The organism is Corynebacterium sp., assembly GCF_012837295.1.
GTDB lineage: Bacteria > Actinomycetota > Actinomycetes > Mycobacteriales > Mycobacteriaceae > Corynebacterium.
This window is the reverse complement of sequence record NZ_DURI01000049.1, coordinates 1-14,062: the sequence shown is the minus strand read 5'-3', so window position 1 is coordinate 14,062 and position 14,062 is coordinate 1. Positions and strand designations below refer to the sequence as shown.

Below are 14,062 nucleotides of genomic sequence, written 5' to 3'. Positions count from 1 at the left end.
GTGCTCATCGTCCCGCCGCCGAAGTGACGCACGCGGAATGACGGGGACGCCGGCCCGTCGCAAAGCCCCCGGGCCGGTAACGAACGGGCAACGAAGGCTCCCCCACCTGGGGCGAACCGGAACTTCCCCCGATTTCCCCGAAACTTCCCCGTGACCCCCGGGATGGTCTACAGTTGCGTCCATTCCCCAGGAACATTAATTCGAGGAGTGAAACATGCCCTACGAGACCGAGTCGGAGCAGCGCCGCACGTTGGGCCCGGCCCTGGCCAGCGCCCTGGTCGGCGCCCTCCTCGGCGGTGCCCTCATCTTCGGCGTCGCGCAGGTCACGCAGGAGTCGGAGATCCCCGAGGCGCAGGCCGTCTCCGCGGACGAGGCCCTGATGGGCGGGGTCGAGTACGGCGAGCGCTAGTCGCACGCCCACCGTCCCGCCATGCCCACCACCGATCAACGCACGCCCACGCGCGCCTTGGTCGGATGGTGGGCATTGCTGTGTCTGCTGGCCTTCGTCCAGGCCCCCGGCCGCACGGTCGCGGACACGAAACATGACCTGACGGCGGACCCGGCCGGCTTCCTCGAACGGTCTCTGAGCATGTGGTCCGAGGTCATGCCGCTGGGCCAGCTGCAGAACCAGGCCTACGGGTACCTGTTCCCGCAGGGCGCGTTCTTCGCGCTGTTCGACCTGCTGCCCGACGCGATCTGGGCGAATTGGCTGACGCAGGGGCTGTGGTGGTCGCTGCTGTTGTGCCTGGCGTTCACGGGTTTTTACCGGGTGGCGGAGGTCGCGGGCATCGGCACCCGGCCCTCGCGGATTCTGGCCGCGCTGCTGTACGCGCTGTCGCCGCGCATCCTGACCACCCTCGGCGCGATCTCGTCGGAGGCATGGCCGGTGGCGCTGGCGCCGTGGATCCTGCTGCCGCTGCTGGCGGTGGCCCGGCGGCCCGACGCGGTCGGCTGGAAGTTCGCCGCCCGCGCCGTCCTGCTGTCCGGCCTGGCGGTGCTGTGCACGGGCGCGGTCAACGCCGTCGGCACCGCCGCGGCCTGCGTGCCCGCCGCGCTGGTGCTCGTCTTCGCCGGGTTCTCGGGTCCGCGCCGCAAGCGCGCGTGGGCCATGTTCGCCGGCTGGCTCGGCGCCTGCGCGGCGGTGAGCATGTGGTGGATCGTGCCGCTGCTCATGCTCGGCTCGTACTCGCCGCCGTTCACCGACTACATCGAGTCCTCCGGCGTGACCACGCGCTGGCTCAACCTCGGCGAGGCGCTGCGCGGCGCGACGTCGTGGGCGCCGTTCGTGTCGCTGGAGCGCGTCGGCGGCAATGCGCTGGTCTCGGAGCCGGTCCTCATCCTGGCCACCATGGCCGTCGCGGCGATCGGTCTGGTCGGCCTGGCCATGGGCTCGATGCCCGGCCGCCGCGGCTGGATGCTCATGGCGCTGGTCGGGCTCGCCGCGATGGCGGCGTGGACGGATCCTTTCGCGCCGCTGGGCGAATGGGGGCGTTCGCTTCTCGACGGCCCGCTCGCCCCGTTGAGGAACCTGCACAAGATGGATCCGGCGCTGCGCCTGCCGCTGATGCTCGGCGTGGCCCACGCGACGGCGCTGCTGCCGTGGCCGGGGTCGGGGCGGAAGTCCGGATCGGGGCAGGGGTCCGACGGCGGCGCCGACGCGAAGACCGACGAGGCGGAGCAGGCCGAAAAGCAACTGCTGCGCGAGAAGTGGCTCCACCCGGAGAAGCACCGCTCGGCCGTGGTGGCGATGCTCGTGCTCGTCGTCGTCGCCGGCGCCACCGCCCCGGCGTGGAGCGCGCGCCTGGCCCCGACCGGCGCCTACGAGGAGGTGCCGTCGCATTGGACGGAGGCCGCCGACTGGCTCAACGCGAACGCCGGCGGCGCCCGCACGCTGGTCGCCCCGTCGGTGCCCTTCGCCGACATGGACTGGGGCTTCACCCGCGATGAACCGCTGCAGCCGCTGACCGACGTGCCGTGGGTCGTCCGCGACGCGGTGCCGCTGGTGCCGCCGGAGGCGATCCGCGGCCTCGATGGCGTGCAGGATCAGCTGGGCCGCGGTGAGAGCGTGGACTCCCTCGCGGCGACGCTGCGCAACCAGGGCATCGGCTACGTCCTGGTGCGCTCCGATCTGCGCCCCTTCAACCGCGGCACCAGCCTGAGCGATCTGCGCGCCACGCTGCAGGAGTCGCCGGGCCTGACCCGCGTCGCCGAGTTCGCCCACGGCGGCAAGGACGCGCTGAAGGGTGCCGTCTCCGGCAAGCCCGACGCGGCCGTGACCATCTGGGCCGTCGACGGCGGCGCCGATGCGCTGGCCCCGCGGATGGTCGAGTCCTCCTCGGTGCCGCTGGTCTCCGGCGGGCCGGAAGTGCTCCCCCGCCTCGACGAGATCGACCGCGACGCCCCCGTCCGCATGCTCCACGGGGAGGCCGCCGGCACCGTCACCGACACCCCGACGCGCCGCGGCCGCAACTACGGCGAGGTCCGCGGCGCCGTCTCCGGCATCCTCGACCCCGACGAGGACACCGGCGTGACCAACGAGGTCCCCGACTACCCCGTCGCCGGCATCGCCCAGACGCAGACCGCCACGGGCCGGGGCTCGCTGGAGGCGTCGTCGTCGGCCGCGGAGCCCTACAACGTCGGCGGCGCCCGCCCCGAGCACTCCATCAATGCACTGGTCGACGGCGATCCCACGACGTGGTGGGAGCCGCGCGCGGGCACGGGCGGCCAGGCCGAGTGGGTGGAAATCGTGCCCGACGAGGCCCTCGAAGGCGGCCGCCTGACGCTGACCGCCGCGGTCGTCCCCGCCCAGGTGCAGATCCGCGCGGGCGGCGCGTCGACGTCGAAGTGGCTGACCCCCGGCGAACCGATGTCCATGCCGCTGCCGCGCGGCGGGTCGAGCTCCGGCGCCGACGGCGGCGACGGCAATGGGACCGACGCCGAAGAGGCCGAAGCCGCCCGCACCATCCGCATCACCGCCACCAATGCCCCGGCCGGTTTCGCGCTGGCCGAGCTCGAGCTGGAGAACGCCGCCGGCGAGGATGCCACGCCCATCCGCCTGCCCGTCGTCCCGGACGCCTCGCCCCTGGTGCAGCGCTGGGCCTTCGGCCAGGAGATCGCGGAGGACCGCATGCGCCGCGCCTTCACCGTGCCCGCGCCGATCACCGTCACCGTCGACTCCGCCACGTGCCGCACGGGCCTGCGCGACTCGTGGACCGAGCTCGACGGCGAGCCCGTGGCCTGCGGCGACGCCGTGGACCTCGAGCCGGGCATGCACGAACTCGATTCCCACGCCCGCTGGGTCTCCCTGACCGGCGACGCCTACGCCGCCCCGACGCGCGAGCAGCAGGCCCCCGAGGTCGTCGCCGACTTCGCGGCCCCCGACGCCGATTCAGGCTCCGACGCCGCCACCGCCATCGGCTCCGGCACCATCGCCGCGGCCGACGCCGACCGCATCCTCTACCGCCCGGTTTCCGTCAACCCCGGCCAGGTCGCCGACCTCGACGGCCGCGAGCTCGAGCCCGTCACGGTCAACGGCTGGCAGCAGGGTTGGCTGATCCCGGCGGGGGCGTCGGGCACGTTCACCATCGATTTCCCCGCCGCCGCGACGTGGCGCACGGGCATCATCGCCGGCGGCGCGTTGGCGGCGTTGTTCGCGCTGGTCGCGGTGGTCATCGGTTTTGCTTGGCGACGCCCCCGCCCCACCGATCCCGCCCTCGCCTCCGCAGCCGCCGACATCGCCTCGGTTGATCCCACCACTGCCCCGGATCTGCACCGCAACACCACGGCCATCGCGGGATTCGTCGTCGCGTGGCTCGTCGCCGGGCTCCCCGGCGCCGCCGTGGCGGCCGTCCTCGCGGTCGTCGGCGTGAATCTGGTGAGGCGCTTCGGGGCGGAGACGATTCGTCGTCAAGCAATCGCGGCGACCGCAATCCTCGCGGGAATCGCCGGCATCCTCCTGGCCCGCGACGCATGGCCCGGCGCGGACTACGCCGGCTTCGACTGGCCGCTTCAGCTGGCGGCGACCGGCGCCGTCGTCCTCGCGTCGTTCGCCCAAACCCTGCCCAACCAGCGGCGCGCGGGTTCCTCCACCAGCGCGTAGGACGCGGCGGCCATCGGGATCGTCAGCGCGACGGTGACCAGCCAGACCAGGACGATGTGCCCGTCGAAAATGCTGACCCCCAGCAGCGGGAACGCCACCGACAGCATCGCCATGTGCCACAGGAAAATGCCGTAGGACCAGCGGCCCAGCGCCTGCATGACCGGGGTGGTCAGGACCCGCGACTCCGGCGCCAGCGCCCACGGGCCGATGATCGCCGCACCGAAGACCAGCCCGCACCACGTGCGGCGCAGGAACTCCCAATTCGACAGCTCGACCAGGCCCTCCGGGCCCATGAACGCCGCCAGCCACAGCGCGCCGACCGCGACGCCGATCCACAGCCAGCGCAGCCGCGCGAACCGCTTCGCCTGCTCCAGGATGCGGCGGGCCCGCGCCGACTCCGAACCCGCCAGCGACTCGACCTCCGCCAGGATCATGCCCGCCGCGAACCACGAGAAGTACGCCGCCGGCTGAATGTGCGGATTGACCCCGTCCGGGTACGGCAGCGGCAGCCACACCCAGCCGAAGCTCAGCGCCGACAGGCCCAGCAGCGCCAGAATGCGCGCGCCCTGCCGCCGCATCGGGTCGAGCCAGCGCAACGCGATGGCGAACAGCGGCAGCGTGACGTAGAACGCCACCTCCACCGACAACGACCACAAGTGCGTCAGGCCGCCGTGCAGCGAGTCGGCGAAGAACACCTGCGTCAACGTCAGATTCGTCAGCCACGTGCGCAGATTCGCGCCCTGCCCCACCGGCAACGCGATGAGCACCAGCACCACCAGCACCCAATACGCCGGCAGAATGCGCGCCGCGCGCTTGCGGTAGTACTTCGCCCAGCCCGACGCCGTCGAACCGCGCTCGCCGGACGTGCCCCCGTCGCGGCGGCGGCGCCACACGACGCCGCCCTGCCCGGCCCGATGGCTGCGCCACAACAGGAAACCCGACAGGGTGAAGAACACCGCCACGAAGAAGTCGAAACGGCCGAGCATGCGCTCCCACATCGCGCCGACGTCATGGCCCGTCTGAAACGCCACGTGCGTGCCGATGATCCCCAACGACGCCACCGCTCGCAGCCCCTCCAGAGCGGGCAGGAAGCCCGGACGGAACGCGGGCCGGAATTCCGGCCCCGGCTGGCCGGAGAAAGCGGATTCCGCCTGGTCGGGGGCCATGGCCTGATTCTGTCGGACGGTCATTCCAGGATAATATTTGATTTTGTCGTACCTTCGTTTCGGAACCTGCTAGGTTTTGCACGAGAAACCCGTAAGACGTAAGGGAAATCACTGCTCATGGCTAAAAGAACCATCTCCCACCTGATGATCATCATCGGTGCCGCGCTGATCGTCATCGCGGTGCTGCTGCCGACCTTCCTCGTGCCCCGGCTGAAGGTCATTCCGCTGGACACGGTCAGCACGACCGTAACCGAAGTCCGCGAAGGCTCGTTGCTCGATTCGGGCGCCCTGGCGTCGGGCGAGGCGGTCGAGACCCGCGAGGACGACCCGCGCTGCGAGGCCGAGGGCGAGAACCCCGACCTGCCGATCCACTGCTTCATCGCCGATGTGCCGCTGAAGTCGTCCCGCCACGTCCGCACCGAGGAGCCCTCCGACGAGGAGCGCGTCACCCTCGAGGCCGGCACGGTCATCCTGCGCGAGGACCGCGACGAGCCGCGCAACCTGATCAACGCGACGGTCGACCGCATCACCCTCAACCGCACCAACGCGTTCCCCGTCGACGAGCCGATCTCCTCGATCTCGGCCGCCGCCCCGGGCCAGGAGGGCGCGGATGAGCCGGTGCAGTTCACCCGCCCGGGCATCCAGTACCAGTTCCCGTTCGACGCCGAGAAGAAGTCGTACCCGTACTACGACACCATCGGCCTGGACCTCTTCGAGATCGACTTCATCGAGGAAGAGGAGCAGGACGGCGAGACGGTCTACAAGTACTCCATGACGGTTCCCCCGCAGAACCTCTACGAGAACACCCTCGCCCACGCCACCCGCGATGGCCGCGAGCTGACCACGGCCGACGAGTCGACCCTGGCGTCCCTGCGCCTGGCGTTCCCCGCCGAGAAGTGGGGCCTCGAGGGCGACGAAGAGGTCGAGATGGACCGCTACTACACCACCACGCGTACCGTCCGCGTCGAGCCGACCACCGGCATGATCGTCAACGGCACCGAGGAGATCTACCAGTTCTACGCCCGCGATGACGCCGAGGCGGAGGAAATGGTCACCGAGGAAGGCCGCGCCAAGGAGGCGGAGGAGCGCAACCGCACCGCGCTCGACTTCTCCGGCCAGTGGAGCGAGGAGACCAAGAAGAACCAGATGGCCAAGGCGCAGGACTCCAAGTCCGCGCTGACCATCGCCGGCACGATCGTGCCGTGGGTCCTGGGCATCATCGGCCTGATCCTGGTTCTGCTCGGCATCCGCATGCACCGCCGCTCCTAGTCGGTACCGGGCCCGTCCGGGCCGCGGTTTCTCCACGGGTTTCCGCCCGCCCACCGGTTTTCGCCGGTGGGCGGGTGTTTTTTGCTTTGCGACGCCCATGCCCCCGCCATCCGGTCCGCCCGTCCGGGCGCCCCTATAGACTCGTCGCCGTGGACGATGCCGTGGGGACAGCCGAGGGGAAGGCGACGGATGCGGCTGCGCGGAGAAGCGCGGGGACTCACGCCGGGAGTGCGGCGGCGCGGCCCGTGGGGAAGGCCCAACGAGCCGGCCAGTTGATCGTCGTCGGTTGGACGTTCGTGCTCGTCGCGGCAGTGCTGTGGCCTTTCGCGTTTCCGGGGATGCCGATGCTGCGGGACATGGTGGTCCCGCCGCATCCGGCGTTGACCGATGCGGCGTGGGGCCTCGGTGAGTCGGCCGCGCGCGCGGCTCCGCAGGATGTGCTGTTGGCGTTGTCCGGCGGTTTCACCGATGCGGGCATGGTCATGCGGTTGCTCATGCTCGGGGCGTTGGCCGTCGGCGGCATCGCGGCGGCGGAGTTGGTGCGGCGGGTGCTCGGCGCCGGCGTCGTCGGGCAGATCGCGGCGGTGACCATGCTGCTGTGGAACCCGTACGTCGTCGAGCGCCTGTTGCAGGGGCAGTGGTCGCTGGTGCTGGCCATGGCGTTGTTGCCGGCGATTGCGCTGGCCTCGATAGCGGCAGCCCCGTGGTGGCGGGCGACCGCGATGGCGTTCGCGGGGCTGACGCCGACTGGGGCGTTGCTCGGCATCGGCGTGGCGCTCGTCGCCGCGCGGACGTGGAGGGATCGCGGCGTCGCGGTGGTGACCGGCCTCGTCGTGTCGCTGCCGTGGCTGGTCGCCACTGCGTTGGGCTCGGGCGCGGGCGTCGCCGATCCCGCAGGTGCCGGGGCGTTCGCGGCACGTGCGGAGAGATGGGTCGGCACCCTCGGCGCGGTCGCGGGATTGGGCGGCATCTGGAATGCCCAGGCCGTGCCCGACGCCCGCGAAACCGGTCCCGCCGCGTTGGCCGTCGTCGCGCTGCTGGCGCTGTTCGTCGTCGGCGCGAAGATGGCCTGGGGTTCGCGTGGTGCGGGAAGGATCACGGCCCAACGAGCCATGGCCGAGGCACCCGCTTCGCACCCGCCTTCTTCCCATTCGCGGGAGATGTCCGTATCGGACCGTCGCCGTCTCATCGTTCTGGCCGTCGCATCCGTTCTCGTCGTCGCGGCGCTGGCCACTCCGCCGGGCATTTCGCTCATGGCGTGGGCGCTGGAGACGGTGCCCGGGGCGGGGTTGGCCCGCGACGCCCAGAAGTGGATCGCATTCGCGGTGCCTGGGTACGTGATTCTCGCGGCAGCCGGCGCCGAAACCATCGCCCGTCAGCTTCCCGACGTCCGTCGTTGGCTGGCCACGATGTTCGCGGTCGTGGTCGTCATCGCCGCCGTCCCCGACCTGCCACGTGCCGTAGCGCCGTTGCAGCCGGTGGCCCCGTGGCCGGGGTGGAACGCGGTGTCCGGGCTGGTCGCCATGGACGATTCCGCCGTTGCGATGTTGCCCGCGGGGCCGTACCGGATCATCGACGGCCGCCCGACCTACGATCCGGCGGTGAAAACGCTGCCCGCCCCCGTTCTCGCCACCGGCGACCTGGTGGTGTCCGGGGTCAACGTCGGCGGCGAGGGTTCGACGGCCGCGACGGTGGAGAACGCATTGCTCGATCCACTCCGCGCCACCGCGCCCGGAGCCGATGAGGCCGCGCCAGGAACCACGCCCGCCCCCGGTGAGGCCCGCGGAGTCGAGGCCGCCATCGCCACGCTGCGCGACAACGGCGTCGGATGGGTGCTGGCGGAGAACTCGCCGGGCGAATTCGGCGACTCCGCCCTCGTGCTCGAACATCTCGAGGTGGTCTACTCCGACGCCCACCTGACTCTGCACCGGGTGCCGGGCGCGATCGCCCAGGTCGAGCGCGCCGACCGCACCCCAGCGTGGATCGCCTTGCTGGCGTGGGCGGCGATGGCGCTGGCCGGACCGGCGCGAGGCCTCCTCCCCCGGTCACGGCAGCTGCCCCACGCCGGGTAGCAGCTCCGACCCGGCGCCGCTGCCCCGCCCGCACCAAGTAGTACCTCCTCGCCGCTCGCCGCCCCCACACCACCCGCACCATTCACGCCGGGCAGTGACCCTCGACGGCGCCGCCGCCCCGCAGATAGACGTCCAGTGAACAGAAAGCTTGGTCAACCACGTCTTTCTGTCCGCTGTACGTCTTTCTGGTTTGAGGTGTGCCCGAGAGAAGGCGAGCCGGCCACGCGGGACCAGGAAAGGAGGGGCCGCGAGCGGCGGCGGGTCAGGATGGGCCGGACCAGGAAAGGAGGGGCCGCGAGCGGCGGCGGGTCAGGATGGGCGGGTCAGGAGGGGCGGTCGGCGACGTCGTGAAGCACCTGCTCCACGGCGCGCGCGGTGGCGTCCCAGCTGAACGTTTCGGCCCGCGTCTTGGCCTCCGCGCCGAGGAAGGACCGCAGGTCCGGCTCGGCGACGATGGACTTCACGGCCTCGACGAGCCCGACCGGCGTATCGGCGAGCAGGCCGGTCACGCCGTCGACGACGGAATCGCGCAGCCCCGCCGACGACCGGTACCCGACGGTGGGCACGCCGTGCTGGGCGGCCTCGATGACGGCGAGGCCCCACCCCTCCTTGCGCGACGGCATGACGTGGACGCAGGCGCGGGCGAGGATGAGGTGCTTCTCCTCCTCGGACACCTGCCCGTGGAACACGACGCGGTCCTCGATGCCCTGCGCCCGGGCGTACGCCAGCAGCTCATCGCTCCACCAGCCGGAGCCGACGACGTCGAGCACCGCCTCCGGGTACGTGGGGTTGAGGGCGGCGACGGCGTCGATGGCGTGCTCGATCTGCTTGTGCGGCACCAGGCGCGACAGGGTGACCAGGCGCGGGCCACCGTCGACGGCGCACGGGTCGAAGGCGGCGGTGTCTTCGGCGCCGATGGCGACCTCGGGCACGGGGTCGACGCCGTTGCGGATGATGGAGATCCGGTCGCCGTCGACTCCGAGCCCCCGCAGGTCATCGGCGCTGGGGCGCGACACGGTGATGTACCGGCAGCCCCGCTGCACGGCGGGGGCCAGCGTCGATTCGACGAACCAGCCGAACCGGCCGACCAGTTTGCCGGCGACGGGCCACTGCTCCCGGTGGCAGTGGTGGGTGAGCACCACCGTCGGCCGACCGGAGACGACGGACGCGAAGAAGGGGATGCCGTTCTGGGTGTCCACGACGACGTCGGGCCGCCCGCCGAGCGCCCGCGCGATCGGCCCGAGCCCCACACGGGCGGCGAGCATCGCGAACCACGCGCGGACGTAAACGGAAAAGTTGCCGCCGCCGCGGGAGTACCGCACGCCGGCGCGCTCGGACTTCTTCGGCGCGCCGGGGTAGGCGGCGGTGCGGAACACGACGCGATGCCCCTCCCGCGCGAGGTATTCGGCGACCCGCTCGAGGTAGCGCTCGCTGCCGCCGCCTTCGGGGTGGCCGGTGTCGCGCCAGCAGAGCAGGAGAACCTTCATGGGGGCAACCATAATCCCCGCTCTTCCGGCGCATGCCGGGTTCCCCGTTTTCGCGGCCCCGGGCCGGTGCCGGGCCGGTGCCGCGCCGGTGCAGTCCCGGTGCGGGGCCGATTTCCCCGGCCGGGCCCGGAACGGTCGGGCGGTGGAATAGGGTCGGGGGCGTGAGTTTCACGCCGCCCGCGCTGTCCGCATTGCGCTCCCATTGCACCCTCCGCCGCTCCTTCGGGCTGCTCGACGATTTCAAGTACGAGCAGACGGATCCCGACCGTTTCTACGGCCACCTCGCCGCCGACACGGTCGCCCTTTTGGAGGGCATCGCCGCCGGTTCGGGTGTGCCCCGGTCCGGGTCCTCTGGCTTGACGACGGCCGATGGGGGCACGGAGGCGTCGTCAAGCGAGGAAGAGGCCGGGAACGGGACGGCCTCTCCGCTGACGGGGACGCGGATCCTCGACGTCGGAGGTGGGCCGGGGTACTTCGGGAAGGCGTTCGAGCAGCGCGGCGTGGAGTACTACACGTGCGAGCCGGACGTCGGCGAGATGGCGGCGGCGGGGATCCGGCTCGATTCGTCGGTGCGCGGCTCGGGGCTGGAGCTGCCGTTCCGCGACGGGGCGTTCGATCTGACGTACTCGTCGAACGTCGCCGAGCACGTCGCCGAGCCGTGGCGCATGGGCCGCGAGATGCTGCGCGTCACGGCGCCCGGCGGGCTGGTCGTCTACTCGTACACCGTGTGGCACGGGCCGTTCGGCGGCCACGAGATGGGCATGACCCACTATCTCGGCGGCGACCGGGCCCGGCGCATGTACGAGAAGAAGCACGGCAAGCGCCCCAAGAACTACTACGGCGAGTCCCTGTTCGAGGTCGGCTGCGCCGAGGGCCTGGCGTGGGGCCGCGAGATGGACCGGGCCGGCCACGCGGAACTGCTGGCCGCGTTCCCCCGGTACCACCCGTGGTGGGCGTGGTGGATGACGAAGGTGCCCGTGCTGCGCGAGGTGGCGGTGTCGAACCTCGTGCTGGTGATGCGCAAGAAGTAGCGCGGTGGGGGCGACGGGGGCACCCGCAACGGCGTTAATCGCGGTTAATTGGTCAGAGCCGTGGATATTTTCAGATATGTCGTTATAGTGACGTGAGACACTCTTCGCCAACATGTGAGGACACGACACACCATGACCAATGCCATCATCCCCGCGGGTGGCGAGGCCTTCATCTACGAGGCCATCCGCACCCCCCGAGGCAAGGGCAAGAAGGACGGCTCCCTCCACGAGGTGCGCCCGCTCAACCTGCTCGTCGGACTCGTCGAGGAGATCCGCCGCCGCAACCCCGGCCTCGACGAAGAACGCATCAACGACATGGTCATCGGCTGCGTCACGCCCGTCGGCGACCAGGGCGCCGACATCGCCCGCACCGCCGCGCTGGTGGCCGGCCTGCCCAACCGCGTCGGCGGCGTCCAGATCAACCGTTTCTGCGCCTCCGGCCTGACCGCCATCAACATGGCCGCCGCCAAGGTCCGCTCCGGCATGGACGAGCTCGTCCTCGCCGGCGGCGTCGAGTCGATGTCGCGCGTGCCCATGATGTCCGACGGCGGCGCGTGGGCCATGGACCCGCAGGCGTCGTTCGCCACTGACTTCGTGCCCCAGGGCATCTCCGCCGACCTCATCGCCTCCCTCGACGGCTTCACCCGCGAGCAGCTGGACCAGCTCGCCGTCACCTCCCACGAGCGCGCCAAGAAGGCGTGGGACGAGGGCCGTTTCAAGGATTCCGTCGTCCCGGTCGTCGACCAGAACGGCCTGACCATCCTCGACCACGACGAGACCGTCCGCCCGGGCACCACCGTCGAGTCGCTCGGCGGCCTGCGCCCCTCCTTCGCCCAGATGGGCGAGATGGGCGGCTTCGACGCCGTCGCGCTGAAGAAGTACACCCAGATCGAGCAGATCAACCACCTCCACCACCCGGGCAACTCCTCGGGCATCGTCGACGGCGCGGCCCTGACCCTGGTCGGCACCGAGAAGGCCGGCGCCGACATGGGCCTGACCCCGCGCGCCCGCATCGTCGCCACCGCCGTCAACGGCGTCGAGCCGACGATCATGCTCACCGGCATCGAGCCCGCCGTCCGCGAGGTCCTGGGCAAGGCCGGCCTCGGCGTCGACGACATCGACGTCTGGGAGATCAACGAGGCCTTCGCCGCCGTCGTCCTCCACGCGCAGCAGAAGCTGGGCATCCCGGACGAGAAGCTCAACGTCAACGGCGGCGCCATCGCCATGGGCCACCCGCTGGGCGCCACCGGCGCCATGATCACCGGCGCGGCCATCGACGAGCTGCACCGCACCGGCGGCCGCTACGCGCTGATCTCGCTGTGCATCGGCGGCGGCATGGGCGTGGCCACCATCATCGAGCGGGTCTAGGCCCGGTCCCCTTTTTCGGTTTCGCGATAAGCGGAACACGAGAAGCAGAACACAGGAATTCCAGGACCACAGGGATCAAGGGAGATCACCACATGACCGACAACATGTTCCGATGGGACCGCGCCGACGACGGCATCGTCACGCTGACGATGGACGACCCGAATGCGCCCGTCAACACCATGAACCAGACGTTCCAGGACGACATCCGCGCGACCGTCGAAAAGCTCGAACAGGAGCTTGCCGACGGCCCGGACGCCGCGGGGATCAAGGGCATCATCCTGGCCTCGGCCAAGAAGACGTTCTTCGCCGGCGGCGACATCAAGCAGATGTCGCAGGTCGGGCCCGAGGACGCGCAGTCGATGTACGACATGGTGCAGCACATGAAGGAGTCGCTGCGCCGCATCGAGAAGCTGCCGGTGCCCGTCGTCGCGGCGATCAACGGCGCCGCGCTCGGCGGCGGCCTCGAGGTCGCGCTGGCCGCGAACCACCGCGTCGCCGCGGACGCCCGCGGCTCGAAGATCGGCCTGCCCGAGGTCACGCTCGGCCTGCTGCCGGGCGGCGGCGGCATCACCCGCGTCGTCCGCATGATCGGCATCCAGGACGCGCTGATGAAGGTCATCCTCACCGGTGCGCAGATGAACCCGGAGAAGGCCCTCAAGACCGGCCTGGTCGACGAGGTCGTCGCCCCCGAAGAGCTCCTCGACCGCGCCCGCGCGTGGCTGCTGTCCGACGACGCCGTCGCCGAGCAGCCGTGGGACGTCAAGGGCTTCAAGATCCCGGGCGGCGACCCGAAGAACCCGCGCTTCGCGGCGAACCTGCCGTCCTTCCCGGCGAACCTGACCAAGCAGCTCAAGGGCTCGCCGATGCTGGCCCCGCGCCGCGCCATGCAGGCCGCGGTCGAGGGCGCGCAGGTCGACGTCGACACGGCGCTGACCATCGAGTCGCGCTACTTCACCGAGCTGGTCACCGGCTCGCAGTCGAAGAACATGATGCAGGCGTTCTTCTTCGACCTGAACCACTGCAACGGCGGCGGCTCCCGCCCGCTGCAGGAGGACGGCACCCCGTTCCCGAAGACCGAGTTCAAGAAGGTCGGCGTCGTCGGCGCCGGCATGATGGGCGCGGGCATCGCCTACGTCTGCGCGAAGGCCGGCATGGACGTCGTGCTCAAGGACGTGTCGCTGGAGAACGCCGAGCGCGGCAAGAACTACTCGGAGAAGCTCGAGGCCAAGGCGCTGGAGCGCGGCCGCACCACCGAGGAGAAGTCGGCGCAGCTGCTCGGCCGCATCACCCCGACGGAGTCCTACGACGACCTGTCGGACGTCGACCTGGTCATCGAGGCGGTTTTCGAGAACACCGACCTGAAGCACAAGGTCCACGCCGAGATCGAGGCCGCGGTGCCGAAGACGGCGATCCTGGGCTCGAACACCTCGACCCTGCCGATCACCGAGCTCGCCTCCCACGTGGAGCGCACGGGCGACTTCATCGGCCTGCACTTCTTCTCCCCGGTGGACAAGATGCAGCTGCTGGAGATCATCTCCGGCGACGAGACCGACCCGAAGACGCTGGCCGC

The 14,062-nt window shown here is 70.9% G+C and carries 9 protein-coding genes; 7 read left to right on the top strand and 2 right to left on the bottom strand.

The genetic code is table 11. The annotated features are described in order from the left end of the window. Positions 1-214: 214 nt before the first annotated feature. The gene (locus tag GX015_RS01680; RefSeq protein WP_102213591.1) at positions 215-409 is read left to right on the top strand and encodes a DUF2613 domain-containing protein; all 195 of its coding nucleotides are present in this window, start codon (positions 215-217) and stop codon (positions 407-409) included. Between the two features lie 21 nt (positions 410-430). Next, entirely contained in the window at positions 431-4,099 is a 3,669-nt protein-coding gene (locus GX015_RS01675) for a DUF3367 domain-containing protein (RefSeq protein WP_291342304.1), read from the top strand. On the opposite strand, the gene GX015_RS01670 is transcribed toward GX015_RS01675, so the two are convergent. Further along, positions 4,009-5,289, bottom strand: coding sequence for an acyltransferase (locus tag GX015_RS01670; RefSeq protein WP_291342302.1), 1,281 nt, complete (start codon positions 5,287-5,289; stop codon positions 4,009-4,011). The two genes, GX015_RS01675 and GX015_RS01670, sit on opposite strands and share 91 nt — an antisense overlap. 93 nt (positions 5,290-5,382) lie before the next feature. Here GX015_RS01670 and GX015_RS01665 point away from each other — a divergent pair, with 93 nt between their 5' ends. Together GX015_RS01665 and GX015_RS01660 are read left to right on the top strand one after the other, a co-directional pair. Further along, on the top strand, positions 5,383-6,534 hold the full coding sequence (locus tag GX015_RS01665; RefSeq protein ID WP_291342300.1) for a DUF3068 domain-containing protein: 1,152 nt from the start codon (positions 5,383-5,385) through the stop codon (positions 6,532-6,534). Between the two features lie 272 nt (positions 6,535-6,806). After that, entirely contained in the window at positions 6,807-8,606 is a 1,800-nt protein-coding gene (locus GX015_RS01660; RefSeq protein ID WP_291342298.1) for a hypothetical protein, read from the top strand. A gap of 323 nt (positions 8,607-8,929) precedes the next feature. On the opposite strand, the gene GX015_RS01655 is transcribed toward GX015_RS01660, so the two are convergent. Next, positions 8,930-10,093 carry a glycosyltransferase family 4 protein gene (locus GX015_RS01655; RefSeq protein ID WP_102213601.1) on the bottom strand — a complete coding sequence of 388 codons (1,164 nt, stop codon included), beginning with the start codon at positions 10,091-10,093 and terminating at the stop codon, positions 8,930-8,932. 161 nt (positions 10,094-10,254) lie between these two features. Here GX015_RS01655 and GX015_RS01650 point away from each other — a divergent pair, with 161 nt between their 5' ends. From GX015_RS01650 to GX015_RS01640, 3 genes are all read left to right on the top strand, one after another. Next, positions 10,255-11,124: a bifunctional 2-polyprenyl-6-hydroxyphenol methylase/3-demethylubiquinol 3-O-methyltransferase UbiG gene (locus GX015_RS01650; protein ID WP_291342295.1), complete on the top strand. Its 870-nt coding sequence runs from the start codon at positions 10,255-10,257 to the stop codon at positions 11,122-11,124. A gap of 132 nt (positions 11,125-11,256) precedes the next feature. Continuing rightward, complete coding sequence (locus tag GX015_RS01645) at positions 11,257-12,492, top strand: acetyl-CoA C-acetyltransferase (RefSeq protein ID WP_291342294.1); 1,236 nt, start codon at positions 11,257-11,259, stop codon at positions 12,490-12,492. 92 nt (positions 12,493-12,584) lie between these two features. Beyond that, positions 12,585-14,062, top strand: a 1,478-nt coding sequence (locus GX015_RS01640) for a 3-hydroxyacyl-CoA dehydrogenase NAD-binding domain-containing protein (protein WP_291342293.1), incomplete at its 3' end; no start/stop codon positions are given.